Here is a 20,630-nt window from a genome sequence, read left to right as displayed (position 1 = left end):
GCTCAGCCTCCGCTGGAGCTGGAGCCGCCGCCGATGCCGCCGGTCTTGACGGCCGACTTGTTGAAGCTTCCGCCGTGCACCCTGTTGTTGGTGACCGTGCCGCCGTAGTAGTACGACCCGCGGCCGCCGCTCCGGCATTCCTTGGTGTTGAGATGCTCCAGGGTCGCGCGGTCGGCGCAGCGCTTGTCCGGCTCGCTGCTGCTGCCGCAGGCGACGAGGGCTGCGGCGAGCAGGCCCATGCCGCCGAGGGCGACGCCGCCGGAACGCATACGTCGGGTGGTGCTGCTACTGCTGCTGTCCATGGCCGACAGACTAGAACGGGGCATCGAAGCGATGGAATCCGGCCGTCGAAACCGTCACCAAGACTGCATGATCTAGAGTCGATTCGTGCTGATCGGTATGGTTTGCGCGCTCGGGGCGGCGGTCTGCTTCGGCACGGCATCGGTCCTGCAGGCCGTCGGCACCCGGGCGGTCGCGCCCGGGTCCGGGTCCGGCGTGGACGCCGCGCTGCTGCTGCGCGCCGTGCGCCAGTGGCGGTATCTGGCCGGTCTGGGACTGGACGCGGCCGGGTTCGTGCTCCAGATCGTCGCGCTGCGGCACATCCCGATCTACGCGGTGGGCGCCGCCCTGGCCGCGAGCCTCGCGGTGACGGCCGTGGTCGCGGCCCGGATGCTGCGGATGCGGCTGAGCGCGGCCGAGTGGTCCGCGGTCGGGGTGGTGTGCGCGGGACTCGCGATGCTGGGGCTGTCCGCGGGCCCGGAGGGGCCCGGGCAGGGGTCGTTCGCCCTGGAGCTGGGCCTGCTGCTGACCGCGGGCGGGGTACTGGCCGTCGGCGCGCTGTGCGGCGGCCTGCCGGACCGGCCGCGGGCACTGGTCCTGGGGCTCGCGGCCGGGACGGGGTTCGGGGTGGTGGAGGTCGCCGTCCGCCTCATCGACGGCTTCTCCCCCTCCGAACTGCGCAACCCGGCCCTGTACGCGCTGCTGCTCGGCGGCGGCGCGGCCTTCCTGCTGCTGACCTCGGCACTGCAGCGCGGCTCGGTCACGGCGGCCACGGCCGGGATGGTGCTCGGCGAGACGGTCGGCCCGGCGGTGGTCGGGGTCGTCTGGCTCGGGGACCGCACCCGCGAGGGCCTGGCCTGGCTGGCGGTCCTCGGCTTCGCCGTGGCCGTGGCCGGCGCCCTGGCCCTGGCCCGCTTCGGCGAACTCCCGGCCACTCCGCCCCCGGATCCGGACCCGGCGACGGGGACCGCCCCGTAGCGGGGCCCCGCCCCGGCCGCCCCGTAGCGGCGCCCGCCGGGGCGGGGGCCGTCAGGGCAGGGTGGCCGACAGGGCTGCCAGGGTGGCGGACCAGGCACTCGTCGGCGGGGTGCCGTAGCCGACGACCAGGGCCTCCCGCGGCGGCGCCGGCGCGTCCGGGTGGGCGTAGCGCGACAAGGTCTCCAGGGCCAGGTCGTGCCAGGCCGCCGCCCGCAGCACCGCGTCCTGCGTCCCCGCCGGAAGGTCCAGCAGCGCGTGCAGGCCCGCCGCGATGCCGGAGACGGCGACCCGCCCCGCCACCGCCGCCAGCAGCTCGTCCCGGCGGCGCCGGTACCGCAGCCGCATGCCGCGCACGTGGCGGTCGTACGCCCCCGACCGGATGAACTCCGCCAGGGTCAGCTGGTCCAGGGCGCTCGACGCCCAGTCGAACCGCCCCTTCGCCGCGAGGACCTCCTCCAGCAGCCCCGGCGGCACCACCATCCAGCCCATCCGCAGCCCCGGCGCCAGGGACTTGCTCGCCGTGCCCAGGTAGACCACCCGGTCGGGGTCCAGTCCCTGCAGGGCGCCGACCTGCTGGCGGTCGTAGCGGAACTCCCCGTCGTAGTCGTCCTCCAGGATCAGCCCGCCCGTGGTGCGGGCCCAGTTGACCGCCGCCGCCCGCCGGGACGCCGTCAGCGCCACCCCCGTCGGGAACTGGTGGGCCGGGGTGAGCAGCACCGCCCCCGCCTCGCCCGACGACAGCTCCGGGGTGCAGGCCCCCGACCCGTCCACCGTCAGCGGAGCCGTCCGCAGCCCCGCCCGGGTCAGCAGGTCGCGGTGCACGTCCAGGCTGTACCCCTCCACCGCCACCTCCCGTACCCGGCGCGCCCGCAGCACCCGCGCCAGCAGCGACAGGGCGTGCACGAATCCGGAGCACAGCACGATCCGGTCCGGGTCCGCGTACACCCCGCGGGCCCGCGCCAGGTAGCCGGCCAGCGCCTCGCGCAGCTCGGCCCGGCCGCGCGCGTCGAGCCCGTAGCCGAAGGCCTCGTTCGGGGCGTCCGTCAGCGCCCGCCGGGCCGCCGACAGCCAGGCCGCGCGCGGGAATCCGCCCAGGTCCGGGCTGCCGGCCAGCAGGCTGTACGCGGGTCCCCGCCGCGCCGGGGGCCGGACCCGGGCGGCGGCCGCCGCGGACCGGCGGGGCCGGGCGCGTTCCGCGACCCGGGTGCCCGAGCCCTGGCGGGCCGTCAGCCAGCCCTCGGCGACGAGCTCCGCGTACGCCTCCGCGACCGTGTTGCGCGCGATGCCGAGGTCGGCGGCGAGCGACCGCGAGGACGGCAGCCGGGTCCCCGGCGCGAGCCGGCCGCTGCGCACGGCCTCGCGCAACGCCTCGGTGAGACCGGCCCGCAGGCCGCGTCCGGCGGAGAGGTCCAGATGCAGGTCGGCACCGAAAGTGGCCCACGATTCCGTCATGAATATGGACCATATCGGCGGGCCGCCTGCTCCGTAGGGTGAGGCCATGACCACTCACGAGCACACGAACGAAGCCGGTACCGCCCACGCCCACGAGCACACCCCCCGGATGAACCTGGCCCAGCAGGTGCCGGACATCTACCGGGCCGTCCTCAACCTGGAGATGGCCACGCGCAAGGGGATGGACCCGGTCCTGCTGGAGCTGGTCAAGATCCGCGCCTCGCAGCTCAACCACTGCGCGTTCTGCCTCGACATGCACACCAAGGACGCGCTCGCCGGGGGCGAGAGCGTGCAGCGGATCGTCCAGCTCAGCGCCTGGGAGGAGTCGCGGCACTTCTACACCGAGAAGGAGATCGCCGCGATCGAACTGACCGAGGCGGTGACCGTCCTGACGGAAGGTTTCGTGCCGGACGAGGTGTACGAGAAGGCCGCGAAGCACTTCGGGGAGAAGGAGCTCGCCCAGCTGATCGCCGTGATCGCGACGATCAACGTGTGGAACCGCCTCGCCGTCACCACCCGTATGGTCCCCGGGCACTACACCCCGGGCAAGCACGCCTGAGGCGACCCGCAACGGGCCGAACCGGGGCGGGGAACGGGGAACGGGAGAGGCCCCGGCGCACGCTGTGCGCCGGGGCCTCTGCCGTGGTCAGGCCCGTATTCAGATGAGGCCGAGCTCGCGGACCGCGTCGCGCTCCTCGGAGAGCTCCTGTACGGACGCGTCGATGCGCGCACGGGAGAACTCGTTGATGTCCAGGCCCTGGACGATCTCGTACGTGCCGTCCTTGCAGACGACCGGGAAGGAGGAGATGAGACCCTCCGGGACGCCGTAGGAGCCGTCCGACGGGATGCCCATGGAGGTCCAGTCGCCCTCGGCGGTGCCGTTGACCCAGGTGTGGACGTGGTCGATGGCGGCGTTGGCGGCGGAGGCGGCCGAGGACGCGCCACGGGCCTCGATGATCGCGGCGCCGCGCTTGGCGACGGTCGGGATGAAGGTGTCGGCCAGCCACGCCTCGTCGCCCACGACCTCGGCGGCGTTCTTGCCGGCGATCTCCGCGTGGAAGATGTCCGGGTACTGGGTGGCGGAGTGGTTGCCCCAGATCGTCAGGCGCTTGATGTCGGAGACGGCGGCACCGGTCTTGGCGGCCAGCTGCGAGATCGCGCGGTTGTGGTCCAGGCGGGTCATCGCGGTGAAGCGATCCGCCGGTACGTCCGGGGCGGCCGACTGGGCGATCAGGGCGTTGGTGTTGGCCGGGTTGCCGACGACGAGGACCTTGATGTCGTCCGCGGCGTGGTCGTTGATGGCCTTGCCCTGCGGCTTGAAGATGCCGCCGTTGGCGGAGAGCAGGTCACCGCGCTCCATGCCCGCGGTGCGGGGGCGGGCGCCGACGAGCAGGGCGACGTTCGCACCCTCGAAACCCTTGTTCGGGTCGTCGAAGATGTCGATGCCCTTCAGCAGCGGGAAGGCGCAGTCGTCGAGCTCCATGGCCGTGCCCTCGGCGGCCTTCAGGCCCTGGGGGATCTCCAGCAGGCGGAGCTTGACCGGCACGTCCGCGCCGAGCAGGTGGCCGGAGGCGATGCGGAAGAGCAGCGCGTAGCCGATCTGGCCGGCGGCGCCGGTGACGGTGACATTCACAGGAGTGCGGGTCATGGCCTTCTCCGTTAGACAGCTGTGGGTGGGGCGTCCCTGCCCCATGTGCTGGCGGACGCCGCTTCCCTGCAAATCTTGACGTGAAGAGACATCCGGCGTCAGGCTATCCGACTCCCAAGGGCCCCAACCCCCCGGTCCGTGTGGTCCGCGGCACACGGACCGGGAGTTCGAAGGCGAGCGGGTGTACACGCCCCCGCAATTCGCCCGTCCGGCTCATCCGGACGGGTGGATCCGGTGGGTTCGCAGTGCCGGCGGTGCCGGTGCGGCCACCGGATCCCCCGGCGGGGTCAGCGGACGGTGAAGCGGACCGCGTCCTCCAGGAACGGGATGTCCAGCCACGGCTTGGGCGCGGCGACCACCAGCGCGAGCAGCGTGATCGACGCGCCCAGCAGCCCGTACGTGATCATGTCGGTGAACCGGGAGCGCACGGCGAGCATGCCCACGTCCGGCAGGACGCGCCGCAGCACCGCGGCGGCGATCAGGGCCACGCCGATGACCAGGCAGCCGACCCGCGCCTGGCCCAGCGCGGTGAGCAGCAGCCCGATCGCGGTCGCGGCGAGCACGCTGAGCATCGGCCACTGACGGGCCGCGAGCGCGTCCCCTGGTCCTGCCCGGCCCGCGCCCTCGGGGCGGGCCGTGTCCTGGGTGACGGAGGGGAAGCGGCGCGACTTCGCCCCCTGCACCGCCGCCCCCTCGGCGCCGGCCTCGGCCTTGGGGCCGGCCTCGGCCTTGGCTCGCGGTTCGTCCTTGGTGCCGGCCTCGGCGGCCCCGCTGCCGGGCTCGGTCTTGGCCTTGGCCCGTGCTTCGGCGCCGGCGCCGGCCCCGGCGGCCGCGGTCCCGGCCTCGGGGTCCCCGGTGGCGGCCTTGGCCCCGGTGTCGGGCTCGGCGTCGTGCTCAGCCCGCACTGGTCGCCGTCCGCTCGGCCGCCTCGACGACGTTGACGAGGAGCTGGGCGCGGGTCATCGGGCCCACGCCGCCCGGGTTCGGGGAGATCCACGCGGCGACCTCGGCGACACCGGGGTGCACGTCGCCGACGATCTTGCCGTTCTCGTCGCGGCTGACGCCCACGTCGAGGACGGCCGCGCCGGGCTTGATGTCCTCCGGCTTGACCAGGTGCGGAACGCCGGCCGCCGCGACGACGATGTCGGCGTGGCGCAGGATCCCGGACAGGTCGCGCGTACCGGTGTGGCAGAGGGTCACGGTGGCGTTCTCGGACTTGCGGGTCAGCAGCAGGCCGATCGAGCGGCCGACCGTGATGCCGCGGCCGACGACCACGACGTGGGCGCCGTTGATCTCCACGCCGTGGTGGCGCAGCAGCTCGACGATGCCGTACGGGGTGCAGGGCAGCGGTCCCGGCTCGTTCAGGACCAGCCGGCCCAGCGACATCGGGTGCAGGCCGTCGGCGTCCTTCTCCGGGTCCATCAGCTCCAGCACCCGGTTGGTGTCGATGCCCTTGGGGAGCGGGAGTTGGACGATGTAGCCGGTGCAGGCCGGGTCCTCGTTCAGCTCGCGGACGACCGCCTCGATTTCTTCCTGGGTGGCCGTGGCGGGCAGTTCGCGCCGGATGGACTCGATGCCGACCTCGGCGCAGTCCTTGTGCTTTCCGTTGACGTACCAGCGGCTGCCCGGGTCGTCGCCGACCAGCAGGGTGCCGAGTCCGGGGGTGACGCCCCGGGCCTTGAGGGCCGCCACACGGGCGGTCAGTTCGGACTTGATCGCGGCCGCGGTGGCCTTGCCGTCGAGAATCTGGGCGGTCATGTGTCCATCCTCCCGGATGGGGCGCCCCCGGTTCCACTCAAGGGGCTGCCGTACGGTCACAGGCTTGAACCAATCGTTGCACTTGCACAACAAGTGACGGTGTGGTCGCAATAGCCGCTGGACAAGTCGGGCCCGGTCGGCCGACGATGAGCAAAAAGAGTGCCGCGGGCAGTGCCGGGGGGCGGGCCGCAACAGCTGTACCACCTCCGTGCGTGCCGTGCGTCCCCGCACTTCCACGGAGGAACACCCCAAGATGAGCTTCGGTGACCCGAACAACCCGTACGGGCAGCAGCCGCAGGGCCAGCCCGGTTACGGCTACCCGCAGCAGCAGGGCGGCTACGCCTACCCGCAGCAGGGCCAGCAGGCGTACCCCGGCTACCCGGCCGGCGGCTACCCGGCCCCCGCCGGGCAGGTTCCCATGCCCGGCGGGGTGAAGGCGGCCCGCGTCATCCTCTACGTCCTCGGCATCCTGCAGGCCCTGTTCGGCGTGCTGCTCCTGCTGGGCGGGGCGTTCTTCGCCTCGTTGTTCGCCGACTCCTCCAGCTCCACGGCGAGCGACGCGGGGGCGGTCGCGGGCGGCTTCTTCGTCATCATCGGAATCATCTGCATCGCCTTCGCGTTGTGGCCGATCCTGACCGCCGCCAAGATGGCCAAGGGCCGCGGCGGCGTCCGCGGCTCCGGCATCGCCTTCGGTGTGGTGCAGTCGCTCTTCGCCGGGCTCAGCGTGCTGACCAACCTGGCCGCGCTCGGCAGCGCCGACGGAGCCCCCGCCATCGTCCTCTCGATGATCATGGCGGTGGTCTCGCTGGCGCTGGGGATCTGGATCATCGTCGGCCTGGCGAACTCGGCCGCCAGCGCCTACTTCGGCCGCCCGCAGTACTGAAGCCCTGCGGGGGCGCCGCCCCCGCGCACGGCGAAGGCCGCGCCCCGCACTGCTGCGGGGCGCGGCCTTCGCCGTCTGCCGGGCCCGCTCCCTCCGGTGCCGGAGGGAGCGGGTGCGGCTCAGTGGAAGAAGTGGCGGGTGCCGGTGAAGTACATGGTCACGCCCGCCGCCTCGGCGGCCTCGACGACCTGCTCGTCACGGACCGAACCGCCCGGCTGGACCACGGCCTTGACGCCCGCCGCGGTCAGGATCTCCAGCCCGTCCGGGAACGGGAAGAAGGCGTCGGACGCGGCGTACGAGCCCTGCGCGCGCTCGGCGCCGGCCCGCTCGACGGCCAGCTTCGCGGAGTCCACGCGGTTGACCTGGCCCATGCCGACACCCACCGAGGCGCCGTCCTTCGCGAGCAGGATCGCATTGGACTTCACGGCCCGGCAGGCCTTCCACGCGAAGGCGAGCTCGGCGAGCTCCTCCGCGGCGAGGGCCTCGCCGGTGGCCAGCGTCCAGTTCTTCGGGTCGTCGCCCTCGGCCTGGAACACGTCGCTCTGCTGGAGCACCGCGCCGCCCGAGATCGGCTTGAGGTCGCCGGGCTGGTGCGGGCTGCCGTCGACGCGCAGCACGCGGATGTTCTTCTTCTTGGCCAGGATCGCGACCGCGCCCTCCTCGTAGGCGGGGGCGGCGATGACCTCGGTGAAGATCTCCGCGACCTGCTCGGCGAGCCGGACGGTCACCGGGCGGTTGACGGCGATGACGCCGCCGAAGGCCGACAGCGGGTCGCAGGCGTGGGCCTTGCGGTGCGCCTCGGCGACGTCCGCGCCGACGGCGATGCCGCACGGGTTGGCGTGCTTGATGATCGCGACGCAGGGCTCGTCGTGGTCGTAGGCAGCCCGGCGGGCGGCCTCGGTGTCCACGTAGTTGTTGAAGGACATCTCCTTGCCGTGCAGCTGCTCGGCATTGGCGAGCCCGCCCGGCTGCCCGTCGGAGTAGAGGGCCGCGGCCTGGTGCGGGTTCTCGCCGTAGCGCAGGACGGCCTTGCGGTCCCAGGCGCCGGCCAGGAACTCGGGCAGCGCCGCCTCCGGCTCCGGGGCGTACGAGCCGGTGAACCAGGAGGCGACGGCGACGTCGTACGCCGCGGTGTGCTGGAAGGCCTCGGCCGCCAGCCGCTTGCGGGCGTCGAGGTCGAAGCCGCCGGCCCGGGCGGCCGCGAGGACGTCGGCGTACCGGGCCGGGCTGGTGACGACGGCGACGGACGGGTGGTTCTTCGCGGCGGCGCGCACCATGGACGGGCCGCCGATGTCGATCTGCTCGACGCACTCGTCCGGGGTGGCGCCCGAGGCGACGGTCTCCCGGAACGGGTAGAGGTTGACGACCACCAGGTCGAACGGCTCGACGCCCAGCTCGGCGAGCTGCTCGCGGTGGCTGTCGAGGCGCAGGTCGGCGAGGATGCCGGCGTGGACGCGCGGGTGCAGGGTCTTGACGCGGCCGTCGAGGCACTCGGGGAACCCGGTCAGCTCCTCGACCTTGGTGACGGGCACGCCGGCGTCGGCGATCCGGGAGGCGGTGGAGCCGGTCGAGACGAGGGAGACACCCGCCTCGTGCAGACCGCGGGCCAGCTCCTCCAGTCCCGTCTTGTCGTAGACGCTGACGAGGGCGCGCCGGATCGGTCGCTTCGACGAGGTGGTGCTGCGCTCTGCGGCGGTCACTGGATTGTTACCTTTCGTCCCTCAATGCGGTAGCCGTGCCGGGCCAGGCGCCCCACGACATCGACGAGCAGCTGGCGCTCGACTTCCTTGATGCGCTCATGGAGAGCGGCTTCGTCGTCCTCGTCCCCGACCTCGACCACACCCTGGGCGATGATCGGTCCGGTGTCCACGCCTGCGTCCACGAAGTGGACCGTGCAGCCGGTGACCTTCACGCCGTACGCGAGGGCGTCCCGGACGCCGTGGGCTCCGGCGAAGGCGGGGAGGAGGGCGGGATGGGTGTTGACGATGCGACCGCCGAAGCGGTCGAGGAACGCCTTGCCCAGGATCTTCATGAACCCGGCGGAGACGACGAGGTCCGGCGCGTACGCGTCGGTCGCCTCGGTCAGCGCGACGTCCCATTCGGCGCGGCTCGGGTGGGCCTTGACCGGGCACACGAAGGTGGGGATCCCGGCCTTCTCGGCCCGTTCGAGGCCGGCGATGCCGTCGCGGTCGGCCCCCACGGCGACGACTTCGGCCCCGAAGCCCTCGGCTCCGCCGGGATGGGCGTCGATGGCGTCGAGCAGGGCCTGGAGGTTGGTGCCGGAACCGGAGACCAGCACGACCAGGCGGGAGGCGGCCATGGGAGGCCCTTTCTCACGGAGATCGTCGTTCGTCTTGTGCGGTCATACAAAACTTCGATGCCCTGTTTTACGGGGGACCCTACGAAGCCACCGACCGCACGCAACGATACCGGCACACGGGACAGCCCCCACGGGACGGGGGGACGGCCGAGGGGTAGCGTCTGGCATACAAGCCGCGAACCGCGCGGTGCGAGGGGGGCCGCGCAACCCCCCGACACACCTCGCACGACCACCCGCGCCGCATATGCGACACCGCCGCCCCGGCCTCGGCCGGACGCGGCCGGCGTCCACGACACAGGGGAAGTAACGCACTCGATGCCGGACCGCCGCCAGCCCGACTCCTCCACCGACGACAACCCCTTCGCGGCTCCCCCGGAGGGCCGGCCCGACCAGCCGTGGCAACCGCGTCGCGGCGGCGACGGCGGCCCCGGCCAGAACCCGGGATCCGGGCCCGGCCAGTCCGGCGGGCCGGGCGGGCCGGGCGGGCCGGCGCGCTGGGACCCGACGGACCCGGTCCAGCGGCGCGCCCGCTACGCGCTGCTCGCCGGCATGTGGGGCTTCTTCTTCGGGATCTTCGGGATCCCGTCGGTCGGACTGCTGCTCGGCGCACTCGCCGTGTACTGGGGGATCAGCGGCCTGCGCGGCCGGCCCGCGCCGGCCCGGCCGGACGCGACCGCCGCGGGAGCCCTGACGGGCTCCGCCGGAACCCTGCAGGGGGCCGCGGCCGGCGGCGCGAACCCGGAGCAGGCGGCCGCCGGGAGCGGACTCGCCGCCCTGGGCCCCGCGGCGGGCCCCCAGCGGGCGGCGGCGGTCAGCGGGCTGATCACGGCCACGCTGGCGATCCTGCTGGCGCTGAGCTCGTACGGGGTGCAGCTCGCGTACAAGGACTTCTACATCTGCCGCGACGACGCCCTGACGAAGAGGGCGGAGCTGCAGTGCAACACGCTGCTGCCGGACAACGCCCTCGGCGAGATCCTCAAGGTCCGCCCCTGACCGGCCCCCGCACCCCGCAGGGGGCGCGGGGAACCACGCGACGCGGACCCGGTCGCGCCCCGCAGGGGCGCGGGGAACTGCGCGACCAGCCCCCACCGGCCCGCGGTGTCACGACCGGACTGCCGCCGGAGCGCGGCCGGTCAGACCGGCGGCCTCCGGCGGGCCAGCACCCGGGCCCCCGCCACAGGCGGCACCACGACAGCCTGCGCGGACGCGGCGGTCGCGGCGGTCGCGGCCGTGGCGGCGGGCGCAGCCGTGGCGGCCGTGCGGCGGACCGGGACCGCGAGCCGGGCCAGGTCCGGCTGGAGCCCCGTCACGAGCGTGACCGGCCGGGGCCGTTTGGCCGCACCCGGATCCCGATCGGGTACCCGTGCGGGCGCGGGCGGCGCCGGGGTGTCGAGCGCGGGGCGGGCCGGCTCCGTGGGGGGTGCCGGCCGGGCCGGGTCCTGGGAGAGGTCGGGGACCAGGGTGCCCCCGGCCTTCCGCAGCGGCTCCCGGCGGATCTCCCGCACCCCGGTTGCGTGCCATGCGTCGTCCGCCGCGGGCTCCGCCCGCCGGACCGGCCGCATCCGCCAGGCGTGCACCGACACCGCCAGCGGCACCGCGGGCAGCAGCGTCCAGGCGAAGGCCGCCGCGCCCGTCGCCCACCACACCGGCCCGAAGTGCGCGAGTTCGCCCGAGCCCAGCGGGCCGCCCGAGGCCGCCGCCAGCCCGGCCGCCGCCAGCCCGCACACCAGCGCCCCGAGCGCCGCCGTCAGGGCCGTCTCCCCGTACGAGACCTCGCGCGGCCGGCGTACCGCGAACCAGCCGACCATCAGCCCGGCCGCCACCGGAACCACCGCGGTCGCGCAGGTCAGCAGGGTTCCCGGCCCCTGCGGCGGCAGCGCCGCCAGCAGCGGGAAGTCCGGCAGTGCGGGCGATCCGGCGAAGCCGAGCGGGGTGGCGTTCACGCCGCCGCCCAGGGAGAACCCGGGCCCGAGGGCGTAGGCGGCGCCCCACACCATCGCGTTCGGGAGCAGCGCGAGCGTGAGGAGCAGGACCGCGAACCGGCCCGACCACACGTCGGTCAGTGCCAGGAACCCGTCCTCGACCTCCGGGCCGTGCCAGGCCAGCGAGAGGCCGACCAGCAGCGCGCCCCCTCCGGTCAGGGTGAGGGCCCCGGCCGCCCCGGCGCGCAGCGCGACCGGGTAACGGGGGCGTGCGACGGCCCTGCGCACGGCCGCGGGGACGCGGGGCGGCAGCGGTCCGACCGGGCGGCCCCTGGCCGCCCACACCCCGGCGCCCGCGGCGAGCACCGCGACGAGCGGGACGTGCCAGGCGGCGCTGAGCGGGTCGGCGGGCATCGGGCCGTCGGCCGCGTAGGCGGTGGCGAAGGAGCCGACGGAAAGGTATCCGCAGAGCACCGCGGAGAAGACGGCGCTCGCGGGCAGTCCGCCGTCCGGCTCGCCGCCGTGGCCGCCGCTCACACCGCCGCCGTTCCCGCCGCCGGCGTCGGCGCCCCCGGTGTCGGCGACCGCGTCGCCGGAGGCGCTGCCGAGGCGGCCGGCGCGGCGCATGAGGAGCGCCGGCATCACGATGAGCAGCAGCGGGGTCACCCCGACGGGGGCGGGCACGCCCGACAGGGTGTCGTAGCGGACCAGTTCGGTGCCGTGGGCGAGGAGCCACAGGCCGGCGGCGAGGTGCAGGGCCCCGCCGGGTCCGCTGTCGGGGTACGGGGAGCTGATCCACAGCACGATGACGAGCACGGCGAGGAAGCCGAGCCCCAGCCCGGCGGCCAGGGCTCCGCCCAGCACGCAGGCGGCGGCCTCGGGCGAGCGGCGGCGCCTCCGGGCCGCGGCGTGGCGGGGGCCGGGACGCAACGGGGCCCCGCGTCCGGTCAATTGGGTCACCCGGCCATGGTGCACAACGACACGCGATATGTGCGGTTAATAGGCGAATGTCCGTTGTGTCGATAAAGATATGACTATGTACTTTATTGGCATCGCCGGGAGTGTGGCATGACAGAAAGCGCCGAGGAGCCGGAGCACACCGGCCTCCTGACCCCGCCTCCGGCGGACACCCCGTCAGACCGGGGTCCCTCGTCCCGCGTTGCCGGACCGGACGCGGCTGCCGAGCCGGGCCCCCGCGGGGCGTTCGACGCGCTCTACCGGGCGGCCGCCCCCGGGCTCGTCCGGCAGACCTACCTGCTGACCGGGCTCCGCTTCCTCGCCCTGGAGGCCGTGGAGCGGGCGTTCCAGCAGGCCTGGGCGCGCTGGCCCGAGGTCGCCACCGATCCCGACCCGGCCGGGTGGGTGCGCGCGGCCGCGTACGAGTACGCCCTCTCCCCCTGGCACCGGTTCCGCCGCGGCGTCCAGGAAGCCCCCGATCCGGACCTGGACCCGGACCTGGACCCGGACCCGGGCCTGGACCCGGCCGCCGCCGACCTGACCGACCCGGCCGACCCGGCCGACCCGGCCGACCGGATCCTGAGGGACGCCCTGCTGGACCTGTCCCCGACCCACCGCCGCACCGTCCTGCTGTACCACGGCGCCGGCCTCGACCTCCCCGACACCGCCGCCGAGACCGAGGCCAGCACCCCCGCCGCCGGCATCCGACTCCTGAACGCCCACGACGAGCTCGCCGCCCGCGTCCCCGAACTGGCCGGCGCACCCCCCGAGGAGCGGCTCGCCCTGCTGGAGCAGCGGCTCGGCGCCCTGGAACCGCCCGTGCCGCTGGTGCCGCGCCCCCCGGCCGCCGTCCGCCGCGCCGCCGAGCACCGCACCCGGCGCTGGACGCAGGCGGTCGTCGGCGTGACCGCGATGATCGCCGTAGCCACCTCCTACACCCTGGCGACCGCGCCCACCCGGTACGAGGCCCCGGTCGCGCCCGGCGTCAGCGTGTCCGGGGTGCCCCCGCTCAGCGGGCCCCAGCAGCTCACCGAGGAGAACCTGCAGCTCCACGACAAGCTGCGCGCCGACCCGGCCGCCGGGCCCGCCCGGCTCGCCCCGCGCGCCGAGTGAGGCACCGGGCGAGGCGCGGAAACGGGCGTGGCCCGCACCCCTTCAGGGATGCGGGCCACGCCCGTACGCATGTCACCCGGACAGCGGCAGCGGTTACTTCGCGCCGTTCAGGATCTCGCGGGCCAGCTTCGCGGTCTCGGTCGGCGTCTTGCCGACCTTGACGCCGGCGGCCTCGAGGGCCTCCTTCTTGGCCTGCGCGGTGCCGGAGGAGCCGGAGACGATGGCGCCGGCGTGGCCCATGGTCTTGCCCTCGGGGGCGGTGAAGCCCGCGACGTAGCCGACGACCGGCTTGGTGACGTTCTTCGCGATGAAGTCCGCCGCACGCTCCTCGGCGTCGCCGCCGATCTCGCCGATCATGACGATCAGCTCGGTCTCCGGGTCGGCCTCGAAGGCCTCCAGGGCGTCGATGTGCGTGGTGCCGATGACCGGGTCGCCACCGATGCCGACGGCGGAGGTGAAGCCGATGTCGCGCAGCTCGTACATCATCTGGTAGGTCAGCGTGCCGGACTTGGACACGAGACCGATCTTGCCGGGCTTGGTGATGTCGCCCGGGATGATGCCGGCGTTGGACTGGCCGGGGGTGATCAGACCCGGGCAGTTCGGGCCGATGATGCGGGTCTTGTTGCCCTTGGCGGTCGCGTACGCCCAGAAGGCGGCGGAGTCGTGCACCGCGATGCCCTCGGTGATGACGACGGCCAGCGGGATCTCGGCGTCGATGGCCTCGACGACGGCGGCCTTGGCGAACGCCGGCGGGACGAAGAGGACGGAGACGTTGGCGCCCGTCTTCTCCATCGCCTCGGCGACCGAGCCGAAGACCGGGACCTCGGTGCCGTCGAAGTCGACGGTGGTGCCGGCCTTGCGCGGGTTCACGCCACCGACGATGTTCGTGCCGTCGGCGAGCATCAGCTTGGTGTGCTTCATGCCCGTGGCACCGGTCATGCCCTGGACGATGACCTTGCTGTCCTTGTTGAGGAAGATAGCCATGGTGAGTCTGTGACCTCGTCCCTTTACTTCGCAGCCGCAGCGAGCTCGGCGGCCTTGTCGGCCGCGCCGTCCATGGTGTCCACGCGCTGGACCAGCGGGTGGTTCGCGTCCGAGAGGATCTTGCGACCCAGCTCGGCGTTGTTGCCGTCGAGGCGGACGACGAGCGGCTTCTCGACCTTCTCGCCCTTCTTCTCGAGCAGCTCGAGGGCCTGGACGATGCCCTTGGCGACCTCGTCGCAGGCGGTGATGCCACCGAAGACGTTGACGAAGACGGACTTGACGTCCGAGTCGCCCAGGATGATCTCCAGGCCGTTCGCCATGACCTCGGCGGACGCGCCGCCACCGATGTCCAGGAAGTTGGCGGGCTTGACGCCGCCGTGGTTCTCACCGGCGTAGGCGACGACGTCCAGGGTGCTCATGACGAGACCCGCGCCGTTGCCGATGATGCCGACCTCGCCGTCGAGCTTGACGTAGTTGAGGCCCTTCTCCTTGGCCGCGGCCTCCAGCGGGTTGGCTGCGGCCTTGTCCACGAGCTCCTCGTGGGACGGCTGACGGAACTCGGCGTTCTCGTCCAGGGAGACCTTGCCGTCGAGGGCGATGACGTCGCCGGACACGACCTTGGCAAGGGGGTTGACCTCGACGAGGAGCGCGTCCTCGGCGACGAAGGTGTCCCACAGGGTGACCAGGACCTCGGCCACCTTCTCGGCGACGTCGGCCGGGAACTGCGCCAGCGCGACGATCTCGCGGGCCTTCTCGATGGAAACGCCCTCGTTGGCGTTGACCGGGACCTTGGCGAGCTTCTCGGGGGTCGTCGCGGCGACCTCCTCGATGTCCATGCCGCCGGCGACCGAGGCCATGGCCAGGAAGGTGCGGTTGGTGCGGTCCAGGAGGTAGGAGACGTAGTACTCCTCGACGATCTCCGGAGCGGTCTCCGCGATCATCACCTTGTGGACCGTGTGGCCCTTGATGTCCATACCCAGGATGTCCGTCGCGCGGGCGACGGCCTCGTCCGGGGTGGCGGCCAGCTTGACGCCGCCGGCCTTGCCGCGGCCACCGACCTTCACCTGCGCCTTGACGACAGACTTGCCGCCCAGCCGCTCGGTGGCCTCGCGAGCCGCCTCAGGCGTGTCGATCACCTCACCGGCCAGCACCGGTACACCGTGCTTGGCGAAGAGGTCCCTCGCCTGGTACTCGAACAGGTCCACGCGCGTCCGTCCCTTGTCTTCAAAGATTCGCAGTGATTCGCGGTTGTCTGCGTGGGCGTGCCGCGGAGGGCAACGTGACGGCGCTGTCACAGGGGATGCGCACACGGTGACCGTGGACGCGGCATGTCCGTCCGGCAGGTTATCCCCGGGACACCTGCGACCCTAAATCGCAGATCACACCTGAACGGTGATACCTGTCACAGATCTGCTCACGACCGAGCCGGAAATTCGTGCGATACGACGATGTCCGCCCGGACCCGGTCAGGGCACCGGCAGGGGCCGCTTCTCCAGCGCCGCCGCCATGACGTCCGGGAAGAGGTCGGGGGTGCAGGCGAAGGCCGGGACGCCCAGGGCCGCCAGGGCCGCGGCGTGCTCCCGGTCGTAGGCGGGAGCGCCCTCGTCGGACAGGGCCAGCAGGGCCACGAACTCGGTCCCCGCCGCCTTCATCGCCGCGACCCGCCGCAGCATCTCGTTGCGTATGCCGCCCTCGTAGAGATCACTGATCAGGACGACGACCGTGTCGGCAGGTCGGGTGATCTTCGACTGGCAGTAGGCGAGGGCGCGGTTGATGTCGGTGCCGCCGCCGAGCTGGGTCCCGAACAGGACGTCCACCGGGTCGTCGAGCTGATCCGTCAGGTCGACCACGGCGGTGTCGAAGACGACGAGCCGGGTCGCGATCGAACGCATCGAGGCCAGCACCGCCCCGAAGACGGAGGCGTAGACGACGGAGGCCGCCATCGAGCCCGACTGGTCGATGCAGAGGACCACCTCCTTCTTCACCGACCGGGCCGCGCGGCCGTACCCGATCAGCCGCTCGGGGACGACGGTGCGGTACTCGGGCAGGTAGTTCTTCAGGTTCGCCCGGATGGTCCGGTTCCAGTCGATGTCGGCGTGCCGGGGCCGGCTGGTCCGCGCGGACCGGTCGAGGGCGCCGGCGACGGTGGCCCTGGTCCGCGCGGCCAGCTTCCGCTCCAGCTGCTCGACGACCTTGCGGACCACCGCCCGGGCCGTCTCCCGGGTCGTCTCGGGCATCGCCTTGTTGAGGGAGAGCAGGGTGCCGACGAGGTGCACGTCCGGTTCGACGGCCTCCAGCATCTCCGGCTCCAGCAGCAGCGCGGACAGGCCGAGCCGCTCGATGGCGTCGCGCTGCATGACCTGGACGACCGTGCCGGGGAAGTACGTGCGGATGTCGCCGAGCCAGCGCGCCACCGAGGGCGCGGAGCCGCCGAGCCCGGCGGACCGCTCCCCGCCGGCCGCCCGGCGCGAGCCGCTGCCCGCCCCGCCGCCGCCGTAGAGCGCGCCGAGCGCCGCGTCCATCCCGGCGTCCCGGCCGGTCAGGGTGCAACCGGTGCCGTCCGCCTCGCCCCCGCCGAGCACCAGGCGCCACCGCCGCAGCCGCTCCGCCTCCCCCGCCGCACCGTCCACCGCCACCGCGTTCCCCGTCCCGCTCATCCGTCCGTCCCCTTCCTGTCCTCGTCCTCGGCGGCGCCCCTCGCCCCCGACCCACCACGCCCGGCCCCATCCGACCGCTCTGCCGCCCCGTCGCCCCGCCCATCCGACCGCCCCGGCGCCCTTCGCCGCGGCCCCCTCCGCGCCGGGCACACGCCCGGGCCGTGCACGGGGCTCCGGGTACGGGGTGCCGCCCCCGCCCGGGGCCCGGCCCGTCACGGGCCCGCGGCGGCGGCTCCCGTGCCGGCTGCCGTGAGGAGGAGGCGGACCAGGTCCACGACGGCGTCCGCGCGGGCCGGGTCCAGCTCGGGGGCGAAGCCCTCGGGAGCCGCGCCCGGGGCGGCGGCCCCCGGCCGGGCCCCCGGCCCGCGGCGGGCCAGTTCGCCGAGGGTCCGGCGGACGCCCGGCTCGTACGCACCGAAGGTCCGCCGCAGCAGCGGCAGCACGCCGGTGAACGCCTCCGCGGGCACCGAGACCAGCCAGGCGTCGATCAGCCCGAGCAGCCGGTCGTCGTGGACCAGCAGCGTGCCGCCGCCCGCGCCGCCCCCGGCGAAGCCGTCGATCCAGCCGGCCGCGTCGGCCGGGGCGGCCGCCGGCGACAGGGCGAGCCCCATCAGCCGTGCCGTCTCCCCGGCCGGCAGCCGGCCCTCGTCGAGCAGCAGCCGGGCCGCCCGCCCGCGGATCAGCCCGGGGACCGACTCGCGGCCCGCCAGCGTCCTCAGCACCGCAGACCAGCGCTCGCGCAGGCCGTCGTCCTCCAGCAGCCCGACCGCCCCGTGCACCGCGTCCACGTGGTCCCGCAGCTCCGCCGCCGCGTCGGCGTCCAGGCCGGCGGCGCAGGCGGGCGGCAGCGCCACGCAGATCCGCTCCGCGAGCCCGCGCGCCACCGCGCCCAGCGCCGAGGCGTCGGTGCCCCGGACGTCCCCGTACCGCAGTGAGCGGGCCAGGGCCGGCAGGGCCTTGGCGAGCCGCGCCGCGTCCGTGTCCAGCGCGGCCAGGTCGGCGAGGGCCCGCAGGACCGCGGGCAGCGCCTCGGACAGCCCCGCCAGCAGGCAGCGCTCGGCCAGCGCCGTGACCTCGCCGAGCTCCCCCGCCGCGGCCGCGTCCGCCTCCGCCTTGGCGGTGGCCGCCGCGAGGACGGTGGTGCCCCAGATCCCGGCCTCGGCCACCCGCACCGACAGCTCCGGCTCCCAGCGCAGCCGCCAGGTCTCCCGGAAGGTGCCCGTACCGGCCCGGGAGGCGGTGGGCCTGCCCCAGTCGATGCCGAGCAGCCGCAGCCGGTGCAGCAGCAGGGACCGGGCCGCGTCGGTGTCCTTGCGCAGGTCGAGCTCCAGCTCGCGCTCGGGGGCCTCGGCCTTGAGGCGCAGCGAGCGCTGCTGCCGGGTCAGGTCCCGCTGGAGCGGTACGGCGGGCGCGCCGTCCGGGACCCGGCCGAGCACGTCGCCGACGACCAGGCGGTCCTCGACGAGCGCGAGCGGCACGTCGGAGCCGTCGCACATCACGGCGCGGACCGCCTCCAGGGTCTCGGCCAGCCCGGGCAGCGGCCGCCCGCGCACCGCGGCCAGGGTCTCCGCGAGCCGGACCGCCTCGATGACGTGCGCCGTGGAGACCTGCCGGTCCTCCTCGCGGAGCAGTCCGGCCACTTTGGTCAGCCAGCGTTCGACCGGCCGGTCCCGGGCGGCGAAGAGGTGCGCGTACCAGCCCGGGGAGGCGATGCCCGCGCCGTACCCGCCGGCCCGGGCGAGCCGCCGGTGCGTCCAGGGCACCCAGGTCGTCTCCACCTTGGTCCGGGGCAGCCCGGTCAGCAGCTTCCTGTCGGCCGCCGCCGTGGTCCGGGCGCGCAGCGCCGGGACGTGCCAGGCGCCGCACACCACGGCGTAGGAGTCGCCGAACTCGCGGCGGGCGGCCCGCATCCGCTGCCGCATGTGGGCCTCGCGCACCAGGTCGCGGGGGTCCTCGCGGTCCGCGTACGTCTCCCGCAGCGCGGCCATGGCCTCGCCGAGCGCCTCGAACGCGGCCGCCGGGTCCCGCGGGGCCGCCCCCGGGCCCGCGCCGCGGTGTTCGACGGCGTCCTCCCACCAGCGCTCGGGGTCGTCGTACCCGGCGGTCTCGGCCAGTACGGCGAGCGGGTCGGGCCGTACCGCGCCGGGCGCGCCCGCACCGGCCCCCTCCTCCTCCCCTTCTCCCTCCCCCTGCGGCCGTCGGGCCAGGGTGTGCGCGGCGGGCAGGTCGATGAAGCGGACCGGGACCGGGTCGGGCTGCTGCTGGGCCCAGCGGATGGCCGCCCACTCCGGGGAGAACTCGGCCAGCGGCCAGAACGCGGCCCGGCCCGGGTCGTCGGCGGCGTGCGCGAGGAGCGCCACGGGCGGCCGCATCGCGGGGTCGGCGGCGAGCGGGAGCAGTGCGTCGCCCTCCGGCGGGCCCTCGATCAGGACGGCCGCCGGGCGGGCCGCGTCCAGGGCGGCCCGCACGGCGCGGGCCGAGCCGGGCCCGTGGTGGCGCACCCCCAGCAGCAGCGGCCCCCGCGCGGGCGCCGCCGGGCTCATGCCGTCACCTCCCGGCAGGCGCGGTAGAAGTCCTTCCAGCCGTCCCGCTCGCGCACCACGGCCTCCAGGTACTCCTGCCAGACCACCCGGTCGGCGGCCGGGTCGCGGACGACCGCGCCGAGGATCCCGGCGGCCACGTCGGACGGGCGCAGCACGCCGTCGCCGAAGTGGGCGGCGAGTGCCAGGCCGTGGGTGACGACCGAGATGGCCTCGGCGGTGGACAGGGTGCCGCTCGGCGACTTGACCTTCGTGCGGCCGTCGTCGGTGACGCCGTCGCGCAGCTCGCGGAAGACGGTGACGACGCGGCGGATCTCGTCCAGGCCCTCGGGCGGGGCCGGCAGGTCGAGGGAGCGGCCCAGCTGGTCGACGCGGCGGGCGACGATGTCGACCTCGGCGTCGGCGGAGGCGGGCAGCGGCAGCACGACGGTGTTGAAGCGGCGGCGCAGCGCGCTGGACAGCTCGTTGACGCCGCGGTCGCGGTCGTTGGCGGTGGCGATGAGGTTGAAGCCGCGCACGGCCTGCACCTCCTGGCCGAGCTCCGGTATCGGCAGCGTCTTCTCGGACAGGATGGTGATGAGGGAGTCCTGGACGTCGGCCGGGATGCGGGTGAGCTCCTCGACGCGGGCGGTCGACCCCTCGGCCATGGCCCGCATGACCGGGCTCGGTACGAGCGCCTCGCGGCTGGGCCCGTGGGCGAGGAGGCGGGCGTAGTCCCAGCCGTAGCGGACGGCCTCCTCGGGGGTTCCGGCGGTGCCCTGGACGAGCAGGGTGGAGTCCCCGCTGACGGCGGCGGCGAGGTGCTCGGAGACCCAGGTCTTGGCGGTGCCGGGGACGCCGAGCAGCAGCAGGGCGCGGTCGGTGGCGAGGGTGGTGACGGCGACCTCGACGATGCGGCGCGGGCCGACGTACTTGGGTGTGATGACGGTGCCGTCGTCGAGCGTGCCGCCCAGGAGGTAGGTGGCGACGGCCCACGGGGAGAGCTTCCAGCGGGCCGGGCGCGGCCGGTCGTCGGCGGCTGCCAGGGCTTTCAGTTCGTGTGCGAAGGCGTCCTCGGCGTGCGGTCGCAGCGCCTCGGCGCCGGTGCCGTTCCCGTGCGTGGTCATGGTCCCCCTCCGATGCTCGGCAGCCGCTCCCGA

Annotated in this window: 18 protein-coding genes; 5 read left to right on the top strand and 13 right to left on the bottom strand. The window is 74.4% G+C overall.

The genetic code is table 11. The annotated features are described in order from the left end of the window. Nucleotides 1-2: 2 nt before the first annotated feature. Nucleotides 3-302, bottom strand: coding sequence for a hypothetical protein (locus ACIQUT_RS11705; RefSeq protein ID WP_403561932.1), 300 nt, complete (start codon nt 300-302; stop codon nt 3-5). Nucleotides 303-399: 97 nt separating this feature from the next. Between ACIQUT_RS11705 and ACIQUT_RS11700 the strand changes: the two genes are divergently transcribed. Then, entirely contained in the window at nt 400-1,257 is an 858-nt protein-coding gene (locus ACIQUT_RS11700) for a hypothetical protein (RefSeq protein ID WP_403562490.1), read from the top strand. Between the two features lie 51 nt (nt 1,258-1,308). Here the strand turns inward: ACIQUT_RS11700 and ACIQUT_RS11695 are convergent, their stop codons facing one another. After that, nucleotides 1,309-2,709, bottom strand: coding sequence for a PLP-dependent aminotransferase family protein (locus tag ACIQUT_RS11695; RefSeq protein ID WP_403561930.1), 1,401 nt, complete (start codon nt 2,707-2,709; stop codon nt 1,309-1,311). A 46-nt stretch (nt 2,710-2,755) separates the two neighbouring features. Between ACIQUT_RS11695 and ACIQUT_RS11690 the strand changes: the two genes are divergently transcribed. Further along, nucleotides 2,756-3,268, top strand: coding sequence for a carboxymuconolactone decarboxylase family protein (locus tag ACIQUT_RS11690; RefSeq protein WP_403561928.1), 513 nt, complete (start codon nt 2,756-2,758; stop codon nt 3,266-3,268). Between the two features lie 99 nt (nt 3,269-3,367). On the opposite strand, the gene ACIQUT_RS11685 is transcribed toward ACIQUT_RS11690, so the two are convergent. The 3 genes from ACIQUT_RS11685 to ACIQUT_RS11675 form a co-directional block, all read right to left on the bottom strand. Beyond that, a complete protein-coding gene (locus ACIQUT_RS11685) occupies nt 3,368-4,357 on the bottom strand; it encodes a malate dehydrogenase (protein WP_403561926.1) in 990 nt (329 codons plus the stop codon). A gap of 287 nt (nt 4,358-4,644) precedes the next feature. Continuing rightward, on the bottom strand, nt 4,645-5,262 hold the full coding sequence (locus ACIQUT_RS11680; RefSeq protein ID WP_403561924.1) for a DUF3017 domain-containing protein: 618 nt from the start codon (nt 5,260-5,262) through the stop codon (nt 4,645-4,647). Beyond that, on the bottom strand, nt 5,252-6,115 hold the full coding sequence (locus ACIQUT_RS11675) for a bifunctional methylenetetrahydrofolate dehydrogenase/methenyltetrahydrofolate cyclohydrolase (protein ID WP_403561922.1): 864 nt from the start codon (nt 6,113-6,115) through the stop codon (nt 5,252-5,254). Before ACIQUT_RS11675 ends, ACIQUT_RS11680 begins: the two co-directional genes overlap by 11 nt. Nucleotides 6,116-6,368: 253 nt before the next feature. Between ACIQUT_RS11675 and ACIQUT_RS11670 the strand changes: the two genes are divergently transcribed. Continuing rightward, complete coding sequence (locus ACIQUT_RS11670; RefSeq protein WP_403561920.1) at nt 6,369-6,998, top strand: hypothetical protein; 630 nt, start codon at nt 6,369-6,371, stop codon at nt 6,996-6,998. A 119-nt stretch (nt 6,999-7,117) separates the two neighbouring features. Here the strand turns inward: ACIQUT_RS11670 and purH are convergent, their stop codons facing one another. Continuing rightward, nucleotides 7,118-8,698, bottom strand: a complete 1,581-nt coding sequence (gene purH / locus ACIQUT_RS11665; RefSeq protein WP_403561918.1) for a bifunctional phosphoribosylaminoimidazolecarboxamide formyltransferase/IMP cyclohydrolase — start codon at nt 8,696-8,698, stop codon at nt 7,118-7,120. Beyond that, nucleotides 8,695-9,318, bottom strand: coding sequence for a phosphoribosylglycinamide formyltransferase (gene purN / locus ACIQUT_RS11660; RefSeq protein WP_403561916.1), 624 nt, complete (start codon nt 9,316-9,318; stop codon nt 8,695-8,697). Before purN ends, purH begins: the two co-directional genes overlap by 4 nt. Nucleotides 9,319-9,633: 315 nt before the next feature. Between purN and ACIQUT_RS11655 the strand changes: the two genes are divergently transcribed. Then, entirely contained in the window at nt 9,634-10,311 is a 678-nt protein-coding gene (locus tag ACIQUT_RS11655; RefSeq protein WP_403561914.1) for a hypothetical protein, read from the top strand. Nucleotides 10,312-10,451: 140 nt separating this feature from the next. Here the strand turns inward: ACIQUT_RS11655 and ACIQUT_RS11650 are convergent, their stop codons facing one another. Beyond that, entirely contained in the window at nt 10,452-12,200 is a 1,749-nt protein-coding gene (locus tag ACIQUT_RS11650; RefSeq protein WP_403561912.1) for a DUF6350 family protein, read from the bottom strand. A gap of 108 nt (nt 12,201-12,308) precedes the next feature. Between ACIQUT_RS11650 and ACIQUT_RS11645 the strand changes: the two genes are divergently transcribed. Beyond that, the gene (locus tag ACIQUT_RS11645; protein ID WP_403561910.1) at nt 12,309-13,310 is read left to right on the top strand and encodes a helix-turn-helix domain-containing protein; all 1,002 of its coding nucleotides are present in this window, start codon (nt 12,309-12,311) and stop codon (nt 13,308-13,310) included. 93 nt (nt 13,311-13,403) lie between these two features. On the opposite strand, the gene sucD is transcribed toward ACIQUT_RS11645, so the two are convergent. The 5 genes from sucD to ACIQUT_RS11620 form a co-directional block, all read right to left on the bottom strand. After that, nucleotides 13,404-14,294: a succinate--CoA ligase subunit alpha gene (sucD, locus tag ACIQUT_RS11640; protein ID WP_179173509.1), complete on the bottom strand. Its 891-nt coding sequence runs from the start codon at nt 14,292-14,294 to the stop codon at nt 13,404-13,406. A 23-nt stretch (nt 14,295-14,317) separates the two neighbouring features. Further along, nucleotides 14,318-15,499: an ADP-forming succinate--CoA ligase subunit beta gene (gene sucC / locus ACIQUT_RS11635; protein WP_403561908.1), complete on the bottom strand. Its 1,182-nt coding sequence runs from the start codon at nt 15,497-15,499 to the stop codon at nt 14,318-14,320. Between the two features lie 261 nt (nt 15,500-15,760). Further along, a complete protein-coding gene (locus ACIQUT_RS11630; RefSeq protein WP_403561906.1) occupies nt 15,761-16,951 on the bottom strand; it encodes a vWA domain-containing protein in 1,191 nt (396 codons plus the stop codon). A 212-nt stretch (nt 16,952-17,163) separates the two neighbouring features. Next, on the bottom strand, nt 17,164-19,494 hold the full coding sequence (locus tag ACIQUT_RS11625) for a DUF5682 family protein (protein WP_403561904.1): 2,331 nt from the start codon (nt 19,492-19,494) through the stop codon (nt 17,164-17,166). Next, on the bottom strand, nt 19,491-20,597 hold the full coding sequence (locus ACIQUT_RS11620; protein WP_403561902.1) for an AAA family ATPase: 1,107 nt from the start codon (nt 20,595-20,597) through the stop codon (nt 19,491-19,493). Before ACIQUT_RS11620 ends, ACIQUT_RS11625 begins: the two co-directional genes overlap by 4 nt. Nucleotides 20,598-20,630 lie beyond the last annotated feature (33 nt).

The organism is Streptomyces sp. NPDC090445, from assembly GCF_044769385.1.
Lineage (GTDB): Bacteria > Actinomycetota > Actinomycetes > Streptomycetales > Streptomycetaceae > Streptomyces.
This window is presented reverse-complemented; position numbering and strand designations above follow the sequence as displayed.

Excerpts from the sequence above, each read along its gene's own strand:
- ACIQUT_RS11705 (WP_403561932.1), bottom strand. The coding sequence starts at position 302 with ATGGACAGCAGCAGTAGCAGCACCACCCGACGTATGCGTTCCGGCGGC.
- ACIQUT_RS11655 (WP_403561914.1), top strand. The coding sequence starts at position 9,634 with ATGCCGGACCGCCGCCAGCCCGACTCCTCCACCGACGACAACCCCTTC.
- purN (WP_403561916.1), bottom strand. The coding sequence starts at position 9,318 with ATGGCCGCCTCCCGCCTGGTCGTGCTGGTCTCCGGTTCCGGCACCAAC.
- ACIQUT_RS11670 (WP_403561920.1), top strand. The coding sequence starts at position 6,369 with ATGAGCTTCGGTGACCCGAACAACCCGTACGGGCAGCAGCCGCAGGGC.
- ACIQUT_RS11645 (WP_403561910.1), top strand. The coding sequence starts at position 12,309 with ATGACAGAAAGCGCCGAGGAGCCGGAGCACACCGGCCTCCTGACCCCG.
- ACIQUT_RS11675 (WP_403561922.1), bottom strand. The coding sequence starts at position 6,115 with ATGACCGCCCAGATTCTCGACGGCAAGGCCACCGCGGCCGCGATCAAG.
- ACIQUT_RS11630 (WP_403561906.1), bottom strand. The coding sequence starts at position 16,951 with ATGAGCGGGACGGGGAACGCGGTGGCGGTGGACGGTGCGGCGGGGGAG.
- ACIQUT_RS11700 (WP_403562490.1), top strand. The coding sequence starts at position 400 with ATGGTTTGCGCGCTCGGGGCGGCGGTCTGCTTCGGCACGGCATCGGTC.
- ACIQUT_RS11685 (WP_403561926.1), bottom strand. The coding sequence starts at position 4,357 with ATGACCCGCACTCCTGTGAATGTCACCGTCACCGGCGCCGCCGGCCAG.
- ACIQUT_RS11625 (WP_403561904.1), bottom strand. The coding sequence starts at position 19,494 with ATGAGCCCGGCGGCGCCCGCGCGGGGGCCGCTGCTGCTGGGGGTGCGC.
- sucD (WP_179173509.1), bottom strand. The coding sequence starts at position 14,294 with ATGGCTATCTTCCTCAACAAGGACAGCAAGGTCATCGTCCAGGGCATG.
- ACIQUT_RS11695 (WP_403561930.1), bottom strand. The coding sequence starts at position 2,709 with ATGACGGAATCGTGGGCCACTTTCGGTGCCGACCTGCATCTGGACCTC.
- ACIQUT_RS11690 (WP_403561928.1), top strand. The coding sequence starts at position 2,756 with ATGACCACTCACGAGCACACGAACGAAGCCGGTACCGCCCACGCCCAC.
- ACIQUT_RS11620 (WP_403561902.1), bottom strand. The coding sequence starts at position 20,597 with ATGACCACGCACGGGAACGGCACCGGCGCCGAGGCGCTGCGACCGCAC.